Raw genomic sequence first — 18,569 nt, forward strand, 5'->3', positions numbered from 1 at the left:
ACTGACTCCTCAAATCCATGACGTCATAACGTGCTGGTGCAGCTCCACGTTGAATTAGGCTCGTAAACCCTTAAAATTTATGTCATAAACAAACGCTATACCTGTTCTGGTGGGGTTAACGCCAGATTTTTCATCGTTAAAAGGAAATTGTATGTCGCAGAATGTTCACTTTCAGGGCAATCCGGTGCCGGTTGCCGGCCACTTCCCGCAGGCTGGCGAGCAGGCAAAACCGTTCAACCTGGTAGCGAAAGATCTCAGTGATGTGTCCCTTTCTCAGTATGCAGGCAAACGCAAAGTTCTGAACATTTTCCCAAGCATTGATACCGGCGTGTGCGCCGCGTCGGTGCGCAAATTCAACGAGCGTTCTGGCGAAGCTGACAACACCGTGGTGCTGTGCATCTCTGCCGATCTGCCGTTTGCGCAGTCGCGCTTCTGCGGCGCCGAGAACGTCAACAACGTAGTGACGCTGTCTACGCTGCGCGGTGCAGAATTTATTGAAAATTACGGCGTCGCGATCGCCGATGGCCCGCTGAAAGGCCTGACTGCCCGCGCGGTGGTGGTGCTGGATGAGAACGACAAGGTGCTGTACAGCGAGCTGGTGAATGAAATCACCGAAGAGCCAAACTATGAAGCGGCACTGGCCGCGCTGAAGTAAGGCTATTGCTGATAAAAAAGCCGTCTGTCACAGACGGCTTGTTGATGCAGAACGCGGATTATTCGCCTTCGCTGCGTTTCTGACCGAGGCCATATTCGCGCAGCTTGTTGGCGATCGCGGTGTGTGACACCCCAAGACGTTTCGCCAGTTTACGCGTGCTGGGATACGACAGATAGAGACGAGTCAGCACTGAACGCTCAAAACGGCTGGTGATTTCATCCAGCGACCCTTCCATTGCCTCTTCGCCCAGCGACACATCCAGCGCCTGCTCCGGCAGCACGATATCCTGCGGGCGCAGTTCATAACCTTCCAGCTGCGTGAGCGCGCGATACAGCGCATTTTTCAACTGGCGCACGTTGCCCGGCCAGTTATAGCGTGTCAGGAACGGCGTCAGCTGCGGTGACAAACGCGGGCGCGGCAGTCCCTGCTCATCGGCGAAGCGCGCCACAAACATTTCGGTAAGCGGCAGAATATCCAGCGGACGTTCGCGCAGCGGCGGCAGATTCAGCGTCAGCACATTCAGACGATAGAACAGGTCTTCGCGGAACTCACCGCGCTGCACCAGCTCAATCAGATTCTTTTGCGTGGCGCAGATCACGCGCACATCCACATGCACTTCATGATCCTCGCCGACGCGGCGGAAGGTGCCATCGTTCAGGAAGCGCAGCAGTTTGGTCTGCATGCGCGGCGACATCTCGCCGATTTCATCCAGCAGCACCGAGCCGCCGTTCGCCTGCTCAAAAAAGCCCTTCTTGCCTTCCAGCGCGTTGGGATACGCGCCCGCCGCGTGACCAAACAGCTCGCTCTCAGCGACGTCATCCGGGATCGAGCCGCAGTTGAGCGCCAGGAACGGTTTTTTACCGCGTGCGCTGCGCAGATGGCAGGCGCGCGCCAGCATATCTTTACCGGTGCCGGTGTCGCCGACAATCAGCAGCGGCGCATCGTGCATCGCCAGCTTGCGCGCCTGGTCGATCACCTGACGCATTTTCGGCGTTACCGCCACGATGTGATCAAATTCGGAGTCATCGGTGACGCTGAGGTTCTGCAACTGCCGCCCCATGCGTGCAGTGGATTTCAGGGTGATCATCGCGCCTACCGGCTGGTCGTTCTGCTCATCTTCCTGCGCCAGATAGATCGGGCGCGCTTCCATGAGGAAATCACGCCCCTGGATGACCACATGCTGCGCCTGCGCGTCAACACGTTCACTCTCCAGCCAGCGCTGGAAATTAAAGCCGGCAATCAGCGTGCCGGCGTTCTGGTTACGAATCTTCTGTTCGTCAAGGTTAAACAGGTTCTGCGCCGCCGGATTCGCCAGTTCGACTTTACCTTTCAGGTCGAGGGAGAACACCGGCTCGGGCATCGCCACCAGCAGCGCGCTCAGCGCGCGATGTTCACGTTCAGACGGCATGAAAGACACGGTGCGAACGTCTGTCACGCCCGGTGTACGGCGAATCTCCGCCATCAGGTTGCTGAATGCGTCAAATTCCAGCGCAGAAAAGTTGAGGTAGATGCGGCCCAGCGAGGCAATTTCAATGCCGCGCAGGTCAATATTACGGGCAACCAGCAGGTCGAGTAGCTCGCGCGCCAGACCGATACGGTCCTGGCAGAAAACTTCCAAACGCATTGCGATGAGCCTTAGTCAGGTTTTGATTTTAGAGATAATACGCTAACTTGCAGCGCCTCAGAAGGGTTCTGTCATGAAAAGTTGACACTCTGAGGCAGGTGACGAAGAGAAGTGTAGCGGAACAACCAACAATAATCCCGCCAGAAATCGCTCTGAGCACAGATAATTTCACCTTTCACGCCATCGGCAGCGTGAAAGGCAGACATGGTGAGATTATTTAGCAGCCTGACCTGCTTTATCACCGCTTTTGGCCAGCGATTCTTTAAGCTGTCCCACCAGTTCACGGCGGAAATCGCCGAGCCGCGGTTTGTCCTCCGCCAGCCACGGCAGCGGACGGCATAATTCCATCGCTTTGATCCCCAGTCGGGCGGTGAGCAGCCCGGCACCGATGCCCTGCGCCGCACGCGCCGAGAGACGGGCGGCGATGTCCTGCGACATCCAGTCCATACCCACTTCGCGCACCAGCTCTGACGCACCGGCAAACGCCATATTCAGTAATACCAGCCGGAACAGCCGGATGCGACTGAAGTAGCCGAGTTCAATACCGTAGATGGCCGCGATACGGTTCACCAGCCGCAGGTTGCGCCAGGCGATAAACGCCATGTCCACCAGCGCCAGCGGGCTGACGGCAATCATCAGCGTCGATTCTGCCGCGTGGCGGCTGATTTCGCGCCGCGCCTGACGGTCCAGCACCGGCTGCACCAGCTGGGCATACAGCGTGACAATTTCGCGGTCGTTATGGGTTTCGTGCAGTGCCGCATGCCAGCGCTGCAGTGCCGGATGCGCCTGATCCAGCTGCGCCTGGCGCGCCAGCTTTTCACAGAACGCCCGGCCTTTGCCAATGCCGTGGCTGTTCAGCAGTTCACGGCCCACGTCACGCTCTTCCGCCCGCTGACGCAGACGATACAGCCGACGCCATTCGCCAATCAGCGCGCCCGCGCCGGCGGCGACAATCAGCCCACCGGCTACACCGCTGCCCAGTGCAAACCAGTCGCGCGTCAGCCAGGCATCGTGCAGCCACTGGACGCCCTGCGCCACCACGCTGATGCCAAAGATACCCAGCCCGACGCCCACCATTTTGCGCCACAGGCTGCGCTTCGGCCGCAGCGCGGCTTCCACTACTTTCTCGCCGGCGCCCTCTTCCAGCGGCTCCGCGTCAGGCGTCACCAGAAACCCCTGTTGCGCGTCGCTGCTAAAGGTGTGTGCCGCGCGCAGGGTCGGCTCCACAGGCTCCTGCAACGGGCGGGCAAAATCTATCCGTGGTTTGAGTGGCGTTTCATCGCTCATCGCAATTTATCTCCCAGTAAAAATTCCAGCGCAGCATCCATGCGGATATGCGGCAACGGCCGGTCGACATCCAGCTGCTGCGGCCGGAACTGTTCAAACTGAAACCCCTGCTGCTGCCAGAAGCTGTTGCCCGGCAGGCGCGGCGGTACTTCGCCCGGGTAAAAGGTCAGCGGTTCACCGTCGGCGAGGCGATGACCGCGCAGCGCCGGTAATTTTTCTCCGCGATGATCCACCAGCCCGCTCTCGGTCGCCTGCACTGACGCCAGCCCCAGACAATCCATGCTGATGCCTTCAAACGCGGCGTTCTGCCACGCGTCCTGCACCAGCTGCTGCAGCAGCGACACCATATTGGCGTGCTGATCGGCGGTGATGTGATCGGCCTTGGTGGCGGCAAACAGCAACTTATCGATGACCGGCGAGAACAGACGACGGAACAGCGTGCGCTGGCCATAGTGAAAACTTTGCATCAGCTGGGTCAGCGCCAGCCGCATATCATTGAACGCCTGCGGTCCACTGTTGAGCGGCTGCAGGCAATCGACCAGCACGATCTGGCGATCGAAGCGCAGGAAGTGATTTTTATAAAACCCTTTCACCACATGCTGACAGTAGTAGTGGAAACGCTGCTGCAGCATGGCGAAATTGCTGCCGGCCGGTGCCTGCAGCAGCTTGCCGGCCTGCTGTTCATCGACGTTGGGCCACGGGAAAAACTGCAGTGCCGGCGCGCCAGCCATGTCACCCGGCAACACAAAACGTCCCGGCTGGATGAAGTGCAATCCTTCGGTTTTGCACTGATGCAGGTAGTCGGTCCAGGCGGCGGCGATCTCCGCCAGGCGGTTTTCATCGGCGGGCGCGAACGGGTCAAGATCGGCGCTCAGGCTGTGCCAGCGCGCGGCCCACTGCTGACGATCGCCCTGCAGCAGGCCGACCATCTGGCGTGACCAGCTGAGATAATCCTGCGCCAGCATCGGCAGATCGAGCAGCCACTCGCCGGGATAATCGACAATTTCGAGGTAAAGGGTGGCGGTATCTTTGAAATGGCGCAGCAGAGACTGATCCGGCCGGTAGCGCAGCGCCAGGCGCATCTCGCTGACGCCGCGCGTCGGGGTCGGCCACATCGGCGGTGTGCCGTACAGCTGGGCCAGCCCTTCGTCATAGGTAAAGCGCGGCGTACCCAGCTCTCGCTGGGGTACGCGCTTCACGCCCAGCAGCCGCTCTTCGCGCACCACGGAAAACAGCGGCAGACGCGCGCCGCTGTGGACATTGAGCAGTTGGTTAACCAGCGAGGTGATAAAGGCGGTTTTGCCGCTGCGGCTCAGGCCGGTGACGGCGAGGCGCAGATGACGATCCACGCCGCGGTTCATCAGCCCCATCAACTCATTTTGCAGTCTTTTCATCGCTCTCCCTGATGAAACGTGCCGACAGGCGGTTAAACGCCTTACTCAGCAACGGTTCCAGGGCGGCCGCCAGCAACAGGCGCAGCGGACGGCGCGCCACCGATTTCACTGCCCAGCCGGCCAGGCCGCCGGGCGCATAGGTTACTGCACTGATGATGATGAATTTTCCCGCCGACTTCAACGCAGGCGTTGCGCGGCGGCGCAGAGCAGTTAAACGTTGCGTATGCATAGCGCCTCTCTTAGAGCAGCGGACCCGCTGACGGGCCCGCGACAGGGATTAAATCTGGCGGAAACGGCTGCGTACGCTGAAGGTTTCTGAGGTCACGTAACGCTCAATATCGCGTACGTTACGCTCATCCGCGGTGAGCGTGTTCTCCAGCTCATCCAGCAGTTCGCGCGCTGTTGGTGTGCGCTCAGAGGGTGCGTCCAGCGGTTTTTCATCCAGCACGTAGCCAAGGATAAAATAGGCGGTCACGGTGATCATAAACAGACCGAAAAACAGTGACAGCACCACAATCACACGCAGCAGCCGCACCGGAATATCCAGGTACTCGGCCAGCCCGGCACACACGCCGCGCACTTTGCCCTGCTGCGGAATACGCCACAGTTTGCGTCCGTTCATCATGGCTGCCTCCAGTTTGGGTGTTCGGCATCGAGGATCGCTTCCAGCGCCTCGACCCGGTCACGCATGCGGCGCGCTTCCTGCGTAAGCTGCTGCAGGCGCTGCAGGTCACCGGACGAAAGCGCCCCGCCGTTGCGTTTGTTGCTGTAGTGCAGCCATAACCAGATCGGTGCCACAAACAGCACGAAGATCGTTAACGGTATGGCCAGAAATAGTGCGCTCATTGACTCTCCTTTTTCAGTACACCCGGCAATCCGGGCCCGTTAGCAGGCCCGGGGCGATCACTCGCTGCGGTTCATTTTGGCTTTCAGCGCAGCCAGTTGCTGGCTGATTTCGTCATCGGCTTTCAGGTCGGCAAACTGCTGGTCCAGCGTTTTGCTTTTACCGAAGCGCTGGCTTTCCGCTTCTGCTTCCATGTGATCGATGCGACGTTCAAACGATTCAAAGCGTGCCATTGCCTCATCCAGCTTGCCGCTGTCGAGCTGACGACGCACATCGCGTGACGATGAAGCCGCCTGGTGACGCAGCGTCAGGGCCTGCTGGCGGGCGCGGGTTTCGCTGAGTTTTTTCTCCAGCTCGCCGATCTCGCCTTTCATGCGATCCAGCGTCTCTTCAACGTGGCTGGCTTCCTGCTGCAGCGCGGCGATCAGGTCGGTCAGCTTCTGTTTCTCAATCAGCGCCGAACGGGCTAAATCTTCTTTCTCTTTACTCAGCGCCAGCTCAGCTTTTTCCTGCCATTCGGCCTGCTGAATTTCGGCCTGCTCAATACGGCGCAGCAGCTGTTTCTTTTCTGCCAGCGCGCGGGCCGAGGTGGAACGTACTTCCACCAGCGTGTCTTCCATTTCCTGAATCATCAGGCGTACCAGTTTCTGCGGATCTTCGGCACGCTCCAGCAGCGAGTTGATGTTAGCGTTCACGATATCGGCGAAACGAGAAAAAATACCCATAATGATGTTCCTCTGGTTGTCATGTCTTTACGCTCATGACTAATACAAAATGCGTGCCAGTTTTTAACAGGCTGATTTTACTGGGTTTGGCTGTTTTACACGCGCGGCGCAATCCGTTAAGGTAGTGAAATTAATTAATCAGTGGTGAATTTCATCATGGCAAACGGTAAAGACAATCTGCTGGGCGAGTCGAATAACTTTTTAGAGGTGCTGGAACAGGTATCGAAACTGGCACCGCTGGAAAAACCGGTGCTGGTGACTGGCGAACGCGGTACCGGTAAAGAGCTGATCGCCAGCCGCCTGCACTACCTTTCCGACCGCTGGCAGGGGCCGTTTATTTCACTCAACTGTGCCGCGCTGAATGAAAACCTGCTGGATTCCGAGCTGTTCGGCCATGAAGCCGGCGCCTTTACCGGTGCCCAGAAGCGCCACCTTGGCCGCTTTGAGCGCGCCGATGGTGGCACGCTGTTTCTGGATGAGCTTGCCACTGCGCCGATGCTGGTGCAGGAGAAACTGCTGCGCGTGATTGAGTATGGCCAGCTGGAACGCGTTGGCGGCAATCAGTCGCTGCAGGTTAACGTGCGGCTGGTGTGCGCCACCAACGAGGATTTGCCCGCGCTGGCCGCCGCCGGCCGTTTTCGCGCCGACCTGCTCGATCGCCTGGCGTTCGATGTTGTCCAACTGCCGCCGCTGCGCGAGCGCCGCAACGATATCCTGGTGATGGCCGAGCATTTTGCCATTCAGATGTGCCGCGAGCTGGGCCTGGCGCTGTTTCCCGGCTTTAGCGAGCGCGCTCAGCTCACCCTGTTGCAGCACAGCTGGCCGGGCAATGTGCGTGAACTGAAAAACGTGGTGGAGCGCTCGGTGTACCGTCATCACAGCACCGAACAGGCGCTCGACACCATCATCATCAATCCGTTTGCGCCACGCAGCGCTCCTGCGATAACAGAGCCAGCAGCAGAACAGCGTGAAAACGCCCTGCCGGCGCTGCCGCTGGATTTACGCCAGTGGCAAAACCAGCAGGAGTGCGCCCTGGTCGAAGCCAGTCTGCAACAGGCGCGATACAACCAGCGCCGCGCCGCTGAACTGTTGCGCGTCACTTATCATCAGCTGCGCGCGATGATGAAAAAACACGGCATCGAAGCACAGTAGGGTTTAACTGACGGGTATCGCTGCGGCAGCTGTCAGTTTTGCACGCCGGGTTGTCAGCTATGCGTGAGCCGCGTCCGGCAGGTTACTGCAGACTACAGGCAGACCTCAAGGAGACCCTCATGCTGACTCAACCTGCTGAAAAATATCGCCCGTGGCCTGTCATCAATCTGGCGGATCGCCAGTGGCCGTCACGCCAGATCACCCGCACGCCACGCTGGCTCTCAACCGATTTGCGCGATGGCAATCAGGCGCTGGCTACGCCGATGGACAGCGCGCGCAAATTAGCATTCTGGCAACTGCTGCTGCGCTGCGGCTTTAAAGAGATTGAAGTAGCGTTTCCCGCCGCCTCGCAAACCGATTTTGACTTTGTGCGCCTGCTGATTGAACAGCAGCACATCCCTCACGACGTCACTATTCAGGTATTAACCCAGGCGCGCGGCGATTTAATCGATCGCACCTTTGCAGCACTGCGTGACGCGCCGCAGGCGATTGTCCATCTGTATAACGCCACCGCCCCGCTGTTCCGTGAGCGCGTATTTCGCCAGAGCAAAGCTGAGATCGTCGAGCTGGCCTGCGCCGCCGCGCGGCAAATCCGCGCACGCTGTGCGGCGCAGCCCGCCACACGCTGGACCTTTCAGTACTCGCCGGAAACCTTCTGCTTTACCGAGCCGGAATTCGCGCTGGAAATCTGTGAAGCGGTCGCCGCCATCTGGCAGCCGGGACCGCAGCGGCCGATGATCATCAACCTGCCCGCCACGGTGGAAGTCAACACGCCCAACGTCTATGCCGACCAGATCGAGTATTTCTGTCGCCACTTCAGCCAGCGCTCGCAGGTGGCCATCAGCGTCCATCCGCATAACGATCGCGGCACCGGCATCGCCTGCGCCGAGCTGGCGCTGCTGGCCGGGGCCGATCGCGTTGAAGGCTGTCTGTTTGGTAACGGCGAGCGCACCGGCAACGTCGATCTGGTGACACTGGCGCTGAATCTCTATACCCAGGGCGTGACGCCTGAGCTGGACTTTAGCGATATGCGCGAGGTGCTGGAAGTGGTGACGCGCTGTAACCAGCTGCCGGTCCATCCGCGCCATCCTTACGCCGGCGAACTGGTGTTTACCGCCTTCTCCGGCTCGCATCAGGATGCCATTCGCAAAGGCTTTGCCGAACGCAGCGCGCGTAATGAAGTGGTATGGCAAATGCCCTACCTGCCGCTCGATCCGCTGGACATCGGCTGCAGCTATGAAGCGGTGATCCGCGTGAATAGCCAGTCCGGTAAAGGCGGTGCCGCCTGGCTGCTGGAACAAAATCACGGCCTGCAACTGCCGCGCGGCCTGCAGCAGGATTTCAGCCGCTGCGTGCAGCAGCAGACTGATGCTCACGGCCAGGAGATGACGCACCACGCGCTGTGGCAGCTGTTCTGTCAGCAGTACGGCCTGCAACAGCCGCGGTGTCGCCTGCTGCAGGCGGAGAGCCATAGCGATGATCAGGGCGAGACGCGGATTAAAGCGCGCCTGCAGCAGGGTCCGCAGCAGCTGACCCTGGAAGGGCGCGGCAACGGTCTGCTGTCAGCGGCGGTGGCCGCGCTGCGTCAGCGCTTCGATCTGGCCGTAACCATTGAGGATTACCATGAACACACGCTGGGCAAACGCAGCGACAGCCGTTCGGTGTGCTATATCAGCTGCATCACGCCCCATGGCGAGCGTGCGTGGGGCGTGGGTATTGATAATGACGTAACGCGCGCCTCGCTGCAGGCATTGCTTAACGCGGCGGGCGCTTTTCTGCCGCCGGAAAATAGTTCGCTGGCGTAACGCCCAGCACGCGACGAAACATGGCGCTGAAGGCGCTCGGGCTGTCATAACCGAGGTCGAGCGCCACGGCCAGCACCGTATCGCCCTGTGCCAGCCGGGTCAGCGCCACGCTCAGCCGGGCACGCCGCAGCCAGTCGCTAAACTGCAAACCGGTTTCGCGACTGAAATGGCGCGCCAGCGTGCGTTCCGCCACACACAGCTGCGCCGCCGCGCGCGCCAGCGTCCAGCTCTCGCCCGGCGCCTGCTGAATCTGCTGGCACAGCGCCAGCAGCCGGTCGCTGTGTGGCAGTGGCAGGCCAAACGGCAGCACGTCCATCACGCGAATTTCATCGAGAATCAGCTCGTAAATGCGCTCGGCGCGACTGCCAGACGCGTAATGCTCCGGCAGCGTGAGCGCGCTGACAATCAGCTCCCGCAGCAGCGGCGATATCTGCACCACCTGACAGCTGGCGGGCAGATCGGCGCGCGCCAGCGGATCGACAAACAGCGTGCGCGCCGCCACGCTGCCAACGATGTGCAGCGCATGACGCGTGCCGGCCGGCAGCCACACGCCGCGGCTGGGCGGCACAATCCAGCTGCCGTGTTGCGTTTCCACTTTCACCACGCCGCTCAAAGTATGTATCAGCTGCGCGCAGTGGTGATAGTGCCACGGCTCCGCATCGCCGTGCGCGTAATCATGCGCATACGGCACCAGCGGACGCTGCGAGAAGTCAAAGTCGAGCCGCTGACTCATTTAGCGTTTCAGGTACTGATAAACCGCCGCCAGATCCTGCTCGCCGTAACCGGCATCGACCGCCTGCTGCCAGACATCGACGATGTTTTCCAGCGCCGGCAGCGAGGTGTCGCCGGCCGCGTCCAGCGCCAGCCGCGCATCCTTCAGCGCCCAGATCAGATGCATCTGCGGCGTAAAGTCGCCGCTGGCAATCATGCCGAGTTTCATTTTGGCGTACGGCGCTGCCAGCGGACCGCCTTCCAGCACCTGCCAGAGATCGTCGGTAGTGAAACCAAACTGCTCTGCCAGCCGGGTGCTTTCGGCAAGACTCTGCATCAGGCCAATCAGCCAGCTATTCACCACCAGCTTCATGCGCGAGCTGGCACCGGCGGCCCCCAGCCACTGCGTCCCTTTACCAATCGCGGCGAACACCTGCTCCGCCGCCTGGGCGCGCTGCCGGTCGCCGCTGGCCATCACCAGAATCTGCGCGTTTTCAGCCGGCGCTTTGGTACCGGAGACCGGCGCATCAATAAACACCACGTCTGGCCGTGCGGCCGCCAGCCCGGCGATCAGCGCGTCGGTCGCTTCAACACCGATGGTGCCCATCTGCGCCACGGTAGCCCCCTGCTGCAGTGCGTTCTGCACCTGGTTAAGCGTGGCGCGCGTGGTAGCGCCGTCCGCCAGCATGGCAATCACCACGTCTGCGCCTTCCACAGCCTGCGCGGCGCTGTCGCTCAGCGTCAGGCCTGCGGCCACCAGATCTTCACCTTTGGCACGGGTGCGGTTCCAGCCGCGCACGGTAAAGCCCTTCTTCAACAGATTGGCGGCAAATGCGTGTCCCATCGCGCCTAATCCCAGTACCGCCACTACAGGTTGCTGACTCATGTTTTCTCCTTCTTCTTACCGCAGGCAAAACGATCACACTGACAGAAATTGGGGCTAACAGCCAGGCCAGAGGTGCGGTGAAAGGACATTTTTCACGCCACACTTAACAGGGTTCTGCCCTACTATTAACGCTTTTCAAACCCGCGCTAAAACGATTAACATACGCGCGATAAATGTCCCGATTGGTTCATTTCACGTCTTTTACGGTTATTAAAATGAAAATTGCTCTTTTGCGACAGGCGCCGTTGCTGATGCTGCCTGCACTCCTGCCGCTGCCGCTATTGGCGGCGGACAATGCCAGCAATACCCTGGTGGTAAGCGCCGCGCCCGCGGCCAGTGGGCTCTCCGAGCTGGATACCCCGGCGGCGGTCAGCGTTGTCAGCGGCGACGATATGCGCCACGCCGCACCGCGCGTTAACCTGTCTGAAAACCTCACCAGCGTGCCCGGTCTGCAAATTCAAAACAGACAAAATTATGCGCAGGACCTGCAGATTTCGGTGCGCGGCTTTGGCTCGCGTTCCACCTTCGGCGTGCGTGGCATCAGAATGTACGTCGACGGCATTCCGGCCAGCATGCCGGATGGCCAGGGGCAAACCTCGAATATCGATATCGGTTCCATCGAACGCGTGGAAGTGCTGCGCGGCCCGTTCTCCGCGCTGTACGGCAACGCATCGGGCGGCGTCATCAACGTGGAAACCGAGCGCGGCCAGCAGCCGACCACGCTGGAAGCCAGCAGCTGGTACGGCAGCTACGGTAGCTGGCGCAACAGCGTGAAAGCGAGCGGTGCCACCGGTGATGGCAGCCATGCCGGCGATGTTGACTATACGGTGTCGGCTTCGCGCTTCACCACGCACGGCTATCGTGACCACAGCGCCGCGCAGAAAAACCTCGGCAATGCCAGGCTTGGCGTGCGCATTGACGATGTCAGCACCCTGACGCTGCTGTTCAACAGCGTTCACGTTGAGGCGCAGGATCCGGGCGGCCTGACGCCGGATCAGTGGCGTGATAATCCGCGCCAGGTGGCCAGCAACGTCACGCTGTACAACGCGCGTAAAACCGTCGACCAGACCCAGGCGGGCCTGCACTACCAGCGCCAGATGAGCGACAACGACGATCTCAGCGTGATGCTCTATGCCGGTGAGCGCGAAACCACCCAGTATCAGTCCATCCCGCTGGCGACCCAGCTGAAAGCCGGCTATCCCGGTGGTGTCATTTCACTGGCGCGCCACTACCAGGGCATTGATACGCGCTGGACGCACCGCGCTACGCTGTTGACGCTGCCGGTGACCCTGACCGGCGGCCTCGACTATGAGACCATGAGCGAGAAGCGCAAAGGCTATCAGAACTTTACCCGTAGTGATGGTGCCACCGACTACGGCGTGCGGGGTGATCTGCGCCGCAACGAGCGCAACCTGATGTGGAACCTCGATCCCTATCTGCAGACCGCGTGGCAGCTGAGCGATCGCTGGTCGCTGGACGCCGGCGTGCGCTTCAGCACGGTCAATTTCGATGCTAACGACTATTACGTGACCGCCAGCGATCCGGATGACAGCGGCAATCGCCGCTACCACCGCTGGCTGCCTGCGGCCTCGCTCAAATACGCGATTGATGATGGCTGGAATGCCTATGTTTCCGCCGGTCGCGGCTTCGAAACGCCGACGCTCAATGAACTCTCCTACCGCGCGGCGGATAAGGCCGGGCTCAATCTCAACCTGCAGCCGGCCACCAGCAATACCGTGGAGCTCGGCAGCAAAAAACGCCTCGGCAACGGTCTGCTGACCGCCGCGCTGTTTCAGACTGATACCAAAAACGAGATCGTGTCAGACAGCAGTTACGAAGGCCGCACCAGCTACAAAAATGCCGGTGAGACGCGCCGCCGAGGCCTGGAACTTGGGCTCGATCAGCAGTTTGGCTATGACTGGCACCTGAAAGCCGCGTGGACGCTGCTCGACGCGCGCTACCGCAGTAACGCCTGCGGCAGCGACAGCTGTGACGGCAAGCGCATCCCCGGTATTGCGCGCAATATGGCCTACGCCGGACTGGCCTACGCGCCGGAGCAAGGCTGGTATGCCGGCGGCGACCTGCGCTACCTGAGCGACATTGCGGCCAACGACCAGAATGATGTCAAAGCGCCGGCGTATACGGTGGTGGGACTGAACAGCGGCTATAAATGGCTGGTGCAGAACTGGACGCTGGATCTGTTTGGCCGCGTGGATAATCTGCTCGATCGCCACTATATCGGCTCAGTCATCGTTAATGAGAGCAATGGCCGGTATTACGAACCCGCACCGGGGCGTAATTACAGCGTCGGCCTGACGCTGAGCTACGCTTTCCAGTAATCTAAAGCGGGCACCGGCGCACGTCGGTGCCTTATTCAGGTGCGATAACGCGCTGAGCCGACAAATTTCGAAAATTGCTCACTCCAGATTTGCACGGCGCAATATTCCTGCGGATCGATGCCTTCCGGCAGCGATTTAATAAAATCACCAAAGTTATTTAAATCGCCAATTAACGCCGACTGATGCTTTATTTGCAGAAATGAATGCTGATCAAACGCCTGAGTTTTGGTGAGGTAAATTTTATAGTGTGGCCCGGGGGCAATTTCCCCCTCAAAGGCGATAACGTTTTCATTGAGATAGACCTTGCCGCTGGCCCAGTAAAGCGCATCACTGCCCGGCTGATGGCGATCAAACTCACCGCTATATAGTGCTTGCTGTTTCACCATATTAACCTCCTTTTGCGTGGCATTCACTTCCGCGGTAATTAACGGTGACAGCACCAGACCTAAAGTAATACCGGTGCCCAAAAAAAACAGACTGGCGATGAGATAAAGCACGTTTAATTTTTTTAGCATCCCTACCTCCCTGCAGCAGAATAGCGCTGTATTTCTCTACCTGATCCTGCTGCTCACTGGTGTTAATAAAAACGTAAAGTCAGGCTAAATATTGGTTATCGTGTTGCTGTGCATACTGTGACAGTAACCAGCGCTGTTACAACCAACTCTCAACGGCGGCAGGGAAAGCGAGGCGCAGCAGAATAACCCGCGGCAGCGAGCAGCAAAGATAAGGGCCAGCAGCACCAGCCCTGGAGGGAAAAGATCAGTTCAGCAGCGCGAGGATTTCGTCAGTGGTACCGGTTTCGCCGAGGCGCGGGAAGATGCGCTCAATGCTGTTGTGGTGGGTTTCAGCGTTCAGGCAGCTCATCGCATCAGTCGCCAGCGTAACGTTGTACCCCAGCTCGTATGCCTGACGCGCCGTGGATTCCACGCCAATACTGGTGGCAATGCCGCACACCACCACCTGCGTTACGCCACGCTGCTGCAGCTGCTGGTGCAGATCGGTATTGTGGAACGCGCCCCAGGTTTTTTTCGTTACGCTGATATCGCCCGGCTGCGGTGTCATTTCCGGCACCAGCACCGCCCAGTCTGCCGGCAGAGCAGCATCGTGACGCGGCTGCTGATTGCGGCCCGGCGCGCCGCCAGCCACGTTCACCAGCACCACCGGCAGCTGTTTCGCGCGAAACGCCTGCGTCAGCTGCTTGGCGCGTGCAATCACTTCATCCGGATGGCGCGGCGTAACCGGCAGGCGGACGATGCCGTGCTGCAGGTCGATGACAATCAGGGCGGTTTGGGCATCTAACGTGGTGACAGCCATGGTGAGTCCTCTCAAATTAGTGGTCAGCGAGTCGTTGCAGTAAGGGAATGGCGGCCAGCAGCGTTTGCTGCTCCTGCGGACTGAGCAGGCTGCTGATGCTGTGCAGCAGCCAGTCGTCACGCTGGGCGCGATTGCTGGCGATGAGCTGCAGGCAGGCAGCGGTAGGCTGATAACGGGTTTTGCGGCCATCCTGCGCATCGGCCACGCCCTGTACCAGGCCCAGCGTCTGCAGGCTGGCGACCGTGGCACTCATCGACTGGCTGCGCACCCCTTCGCGCGCGGCCAGCTCGGTCACCGTCATCGCGCCGTCGCGCACCAGATAACCCAGCACGGAAACCTGCGGCCAGGTAAGATCGCCCGGCGGGGCCGATTCACGCAGGCGGCGCATCAGTTTGCCATTGATGCTGCGTAACGCGGCAGCGGCGCTAATCAGCTCGCTCATCGCCCTTCTCCTTTACTGATGAGGCCGCAGTATATAAATACGCAGGTAAACTGTGTAGTTTGCCTTCGTATCAATTTGTAATTGCGCATCCCGCCGCTCAGCTGCGCTGCAAATAGTGAATCAGGCTATGAAAGCGCAACGGGCTGGCCAGCGGATTGCGATAGCTGTGCGGCTGATCGGCGGCGAACTGGCTGGCTTCTCCGGCCTGCAGGCGACGCCAGCTGCCCGCCATGCCCAGCAACAGCTCACCTTCCAGCACCACCACCTGCTCAATCACTCCGCTTTCGTGCGCTGACGAATCGCTTTGCGCGCCCGCCGCCAGCGTCACTTCCAGCAGATCGAAGCGCAAACGCGCGTCATACGGCAGCAGCGGCCTCACCTGCATTTGTGCATTGGGCTGGCTGAAGGTCGCCACATCGCCCGACGGCTGAGCCCCGCTCTGCACAAAAAAGGAGAACGGCACATTAAAGCCGGTGGCGATTTTCCATAGCGTGGCAATCGTTGGACTTGACTCGCCGCGCTCAATCTGACCGAGCATGGCTTTACTCACGCCAGTGCGCGCCGCCGCCAGCGTCAGGCTCCAGCCATTGGCCTGACGCAGCTGCTTCAGCGCCTGGCTGAGATGTTGATGCAGATTTTCCATGAATTCTCCTGAAAAGCGGGCGCGCAGTGTACCACTTGTGCACGCCATACCGTGCGTGCCACAATGTGCGTTATAACGCACAACAGGATGTGATTCCATGACCACTGCGACTGTTCGTCCGGCTTTTTCATTTCCGATGCTGATTTCCGGCCTGATCGCCGTGCTGGTCGGCTACAGCAGCACCGCGGCGCTGATCTTCCAGGCGGCGCAGGCTGCAGGCGCCTCACCGGCGCAGATTGGCGGCTGGCTGTCGATGCTGGGCGTGGGCATGGGACTGGCGTCACTCGGCCTGTCGCTGTGGACGCGGATGCCGGTGCTCGCCGCCTGGTCGACGCCTGGTGCCGCGCTGCTGGCCACCAGCGTGCACGGCCTGACGCTGAATGAAGTGGTCGGGGTGTTTGTCGCGACCAATCTGCTGATTGTGCTGAGCGGCGTGACCGGCCTGTTTGCACGGCTGATGAACCACATTCCCCAGTCGCTGGCGGCCGCGATGCTGGCGGGGATTCTGCTGCGTTTTGGCATCGGCACCTTCAGCGGCTTACCGGATCATTTTGCCCTGTGCGGCAGCATGTATCTGGTATGGCTGCTGGGCCGCCGCTGGCTGCCGCGTTATGCCATTCTGCTGGCGCTGGTGACGGGCGTGCTGGTGGCGCTGGGTCAGCGCGCCATCCACTTTCCGCCTCATGCGCTAACGCTGAGCGTGCCGGAATTTATCATGCCGCACTTTAATCCTGCCGCGCTGATTGGCGTCGGCTTGCCCTACTTCCTGGTGACCATGGCATCGCAGAATGCGCCCGGTATTGCCACGCTGCAGGCGCATGGTTACCGGCCGCCGGTCTCCGCGCTCACCGGCTGGACCGGCCTGATCGCGCTACTGCTGTCGCCGTTCGGTGGCTTTTCGGTGTGTATTGCGGCGATCACCGCCGCGATCTGCATGGGCGATGATGTCGATCCGGACCCGGCGCGCCGCTGGGTGGCTTCCGCGCTGGCGGGCGTGTTTTATCTGCTGACCGGCTTTACCGGCGCGCTGATTGCCGTGATGCTCAGCGCATTGCCGCCGGTGCTGATCGCCACGCTGGCCGGTCTGGCACTGCTGGCCACGCTGGCGGGCAGTCTGCAGCGCGCGCTGGCGGAACCGGCGCAGCGCGATAGCGCCATCGTGGCATTCCTGATCACCGCCAGCGGCATCTCCCTGCTCGGCGTCGGCTCGGCGTTCTGGGGCCTGATCGGGGGCGTCCTCACCCATTTGCTGCTCAGCCCGCGCCGGAACGGTTAACATTTCACCACCCCGCGTACCGTGGGGGGAATAACGCCCTGTTTTCCCCCCTTTTTCCCCCGTTTGATTGCGGCGCATTTGGCTTAAGATCACTACCATCGCCCATCACACCCGATGTTTGGCTTCAGATAACCACCGATAAGGGCCCAACGAGTGGCAAAAACTTTTCTGCGCAGCGGTAATCTCGACGCGTTACTGGCACTGGGGGAGAACGGCCAGCCGGTCTGGGCTTCTGCCCTGCAAATTCGCGAAACGTTACGTTTGCGCCGCCAGACGACACTGGCCAACTGCCTCGCGATCCCGCAGGCCAACGAGCGCGGTGACCGCCTTGACTGGTACGCGCCATTCAGCGGCAAAGTGAAATCCTGGCTGGCGGCCAGCGATCGCGAAAAGCGTCAGGCGCTGGATCAGCTCACCCTTAATCAGCAGGATTTGCAGGCGCTCAGCCTGCGCGCCCGGGATGCCGACAATCCGGCGATGCGCCTGTTTGGGGCGCTGCTGGCAAAGACGCTGCAGTTTCCCGATCAGCAATACGTCTATCTGGTGGATGGCAAGCCGGTGATCACCTTCTGGGGCTTCGTCGACCCGCAGGCGCGCACGCGTGATGATGCGCTGGCCTGCCTGCGCGACAGCCTTTATGAAGAACTGCCGCCGCTGGTGGTGCCCGCGCCGGAGCCAGAAAGGGCTGCCGCGCCTGAACCGGTTGCGGCCCCCGTTGTGGCGGAGCCCGAGCCGGAACGGCTGGCGGAACCCGAACCACAGCCCGAACCCGCACCGCTGAGCGTTGTCGCCGACACGCCCGCGCGGAAGAAATCCGCACTGCGCCCGCTGCTGCTGGTGCTGCCTCTGGCCGCTGCTGCCGCAGCGGGTGTGGCCTTCTGGTTACACGACGCGCCGGTCCAGCCGGCAGAAACCGAAACCGCGCCTGTGGTCAGCGCCGCGCCCGCGCTGGCCCCGGCGATGCTGGCGAAAGCACAGACGCTGGCCGCCACGCTGCCGCACAGCAGTGCGACGGTGACGCCTGCGCCGGCACCGGCTGCCCCACCGGCACCGCCGGAGGTCGTAGCGGAACATACCGAACCGGCCAAAGCGGACGATCTGGTGATGACGGCCGATGACGCTCGCCTCGGCTCGGTGAAATTTATCAATGGTACCTGGCGCGTGACGCTGCGTCAGACCAATCTGCCGACCGGAAAGCCGCCGAGCCTGCGCTATCAGATCCGCAACGGTAAAGGCAGCGCAGTGATTACCCAGGGCGACAATATTCGCTGTAAAGCCGATGTCACCGCCGCCATGACCAGCGCCGGCACCATGGTAGTGCGCAGCCGCTATACTGCCAGCTGCAGCGATAAATCACGCTATCGCATGCCGGAGCTGGTGTGCAAAGCCGGTGATGGCATTGCCAGCTGTACGGCGCAGTATGGCGCCGATCAGGTGTTCCCGTTGACGATTAAGCGTGAGAGTAAGTAACC

General features: G+C 60.7%; 19 protein-coding genes. 6 read left to right on the plus strand and 13 right to left on the minus strand.

Features of this window, described 5'->3' with window-relative positions:
• Positions 1-151 precede the first annotated feature (151 nt).
• Entirely contained in the window at positions 152-655 is a 504-nt protein-coding gene (tpx, locus tag QMM04_RS03310) for a thiol peroxidase (protein WP_058780606.1), read from the plus strand.
• A 58-nt stretch (positions 656-713) separates the two neighbouring features.
• On the opposite strand, the gene tyrR is transcribed toward tpx, so the two are convergent.
• The 7 genes from tyrR to pspA all read right to left on the minus strand — a co-directional run bounded on the left by tyrR (position 714) and on the right by pspA (position 6,529).
• Positions 714-2,279 (minus strand): transcriptional regulator TyrR, encoded by a 1,566-nt coding sequence (gene tyrR / locus QMM04_RS03315; protein WP_021506133.1) that lies wholly within the window; start codon positions 2,277-2,279, stop codon positions 714-716.
• Between the two features lie 213 nt (positions 2,280-2,492).
• The gene (locus QMM04_RS03320) at positions 2,493-3,566 is read right to left on the minus strand and encodes a YcjF family protein (RefSeq protein ID WP_264239701.1); all 1,074 of its coding nucleotides are present in this window, start codon (positions 3,564-3,566) and stop codon (positions 2,493-2,495) included.
• A complete protein-coding gene (locus QMM04_RS03325; RefSeq protein WP_058780608.1) occupies positions 3,563-4,960 on the minus strand; it encodes a YcjX family protein in 1,398 nt (465 codons plus the stop codon). The genes QMM04_RS03320 and QMM04_RS03325 overlap by 4 nt, the downstream gene beginning before the upstream one ends.
• Positions 4,941-5,189 (minus strand): phage shock protein PspD, encoded by a 249-nt coding sequence (pspD, locus tag QMM04_RS03330; protein ID WP_021506136.1) that lies wholly within the window; start codon positions 5,187-5,189, stop codon positions 4,941-4,943. The genes QMM04_RS03325 and pspD overlap by 20 nt, the downstream gene beginning before the upstream one ends.
• Positions 5,190-5,237: 48 nt before the next feature.
• Entirely contained in the window at positions 5,238-5,585 is a 348-nt protein-coding gene (gene pspC / locus QMM04_RS03335) for an envelope stress response membrane protein PspC (RefSeq protein WP_058758492.1), read from the minus strand.
• Positions 5,582-5,806, minus strand: a complete 225-nt coding sequence (gene pspB, locus QMM04_RS03340) for an envelope stress response membrane protein PspB (protein ID WP_058769745.1) — start codon at positions 5,804-5,806, stop codon at positions 5,582-5,584. Before pspB ends, pspC begins: the two co-directional genes overlap by 4 nt.
• 57 nt (positions 5,807-5,863) lie before the next feature.
• Positions 5,864-6,529, minus strand: a complete 666-nt coding sequence (gene pspA, locus QMM04_RS03345) for a phage shock protein PspA (RefSeq protein ID WP_058758491.1) — start codon at positions 6,527-6,529, stop codon at positions 5,864-5,866.
• A gap of 156 nt (positions 6,530-6,685) precedes the next feature.
• Between pspA and pspF the strand changes: the two genes are divergently transcribed.
• A complete protein-coding gene (gene pspF, locus QMM04_RS03350; RefSeq protein WP_282995633.1) occupies positions 6,686-7,681 on the plus strand; it encodes a phage shock protein operon transcriptional activator in 996 nt (331 codons plus the stop codon).
• A 119-nt stretch (positions 7,682-7,800) separates the two neighbouring features.
• Positions 7,801-9,486, plus strand: a complete 1,686-nt coding sequence (gene leuA, locus QMM04_RS03355) for a 2-isopropylmalate synthase (protein WP_282995634.1) — start codon at positions 7,801-7,803, stop codon at positions 9,484-9,486.
• Here the strand turns inward: leuA and QMM04_RS03360 are convergent.
• Positions 9,437-10,219: a helix-turn-helix transcriptional regulator gene (locus tag QMM04_RS03360; RefSeq protein ID WP_021506142.1), complete on the minus strand. Its 783-nt coding sequence runs from the start codon at positions 10,217-10,219 to the stop codon at positions 9,437-9,439. The genes leuA and QMM04_RS03360 overlap by 50 nt on opposite strands.
• Positions 10,220-11,083: an NAD(P)-dependent oxidoreductase gene (locus QMM04_RS03365; RefSeq protein ID WP_215480273.1), complete on the minus strand. Its 864-nt coding sequence runs from the start codon at positions 11,081-11,083 to the stop codon at positions 10,220-10,222.
• 215 nt (positions 11,084-11,298) lie between these two features.
• Here QMM04_RS03365 and pqqU point away from each other — a divergent pair, with 215 nt between their 5' ends.
• Positions 11,299-13,422 (plus strand): TonB-dependent receptor PqqU, encoded by a 2,124-nt coding sequence (gene pqqU, locus QMM04_RS03370; RefSeq protein WP_282995635.1) that lies wholly within the window; start codon positions 11,299-11,301, stop codon positions 13,420-13,422.
• A 35-nt stretch (positions 13,423-13,457) separates the two neighbouring features.
• Here the strand turns inward: pqqU and QMM04_RS03375 are convergent, their stop codons facing one another.
• The 4 genes from QMM04_RS03375 to QMM04_RS03390 all read right to left on the minus strand — a co-directional run bounded on the left by QMM04_RS03375 (position 13,458) and on the right by QMM04_RS03390 (position 15,821).
• Positions 13,458-13,937: a DM13 domain-containing protein gene (locus QMM04_RS03375; protein WP_215480271.1), complete on the minus strand. Its 480-nt coding sequence runs from the start codon at positions 13,935-13,937 to the stop codon at positions 13,458-13,460.
• Positions 13,938-14,181: 244 nt separating this feature from the next.
• Positions 14,182-14,736, minus strand: coding sequence for an isochorismatase family protein (locus QMM04_RS03380; protein ID WP_125309618.1), 555 nt, complete (start codon positions 14,734-14,736; stop codon positions 14,182-14,184).
• Positions 14,737-14,752: 16 nt separating this feature from the next.
• Complete coding sequence (locus QMM04_RS03385; protein ID WP_021506146.1) at positions 14,753-15,178, minus strand: MarR family transcriptional regulator; 426 nt, start codon at positions 15,176-15,178, stop codon at positions 14,753-14,755.
• Between the two features lie 97 nt (positions 15,179-15,275).
• A complete protein-coding gene (locus QMM04_RS03390) occupies positions 15,276-15,821 on the minus strand; it encodes a helix-turn-helix domain-containing protein (protein WP_125309620.1) in 546 nt (181 codons plus the stop codon).
• A gap of 97 nt (positions 15,822-15,918) precedes the next feature.
• On the opposite strand from QMM04_RS03390, the gene QMM04_RS03395 reads away from it, so the two are divergent.
• Together QMM04_RS03395 and QMM04_RS03400 are read left to right on the plus strand one after the other, a co-directional pair.
• Positions 15,919-17,097 (plus strand): benzoate/H(+) symporter BenE family transporter, encoded by a 1,179-nt coding sequence (locus QMM04_RS03395; protein ID WP_282995637.1) that lies wholly within the window; start codon positions 15,919-15,921, stop codon positions 17,095-17,097.
• 153 nt (positions 17,098-17,250) lie between these two features.
• The gene (locus QMM04_RS03400; protein ID WP_282995638.1) at positions 17,251-18,567 is read left to right on the plus strand and encodes an SrfA family protein; all 1,317 of its coding nucleotides are present in this window, start codon (positions 17,251-17,253) and stop codon (positions 18,565-18,567) included.
• Positions 18,568-18,569: the final 2 nt, after the last annotated feature.

Origin of the sequence: Pantoea sp. Pa-EAmG, from assembly GCF_030024295.1 — a bacterium.
GTDB classification, from domain to species: Bacteria; Pseudomonadota; Gammaproteobacteria; order Enterobacterales; family Enterobacteriaceae; genus Pantoea; species Pantoea dispersa.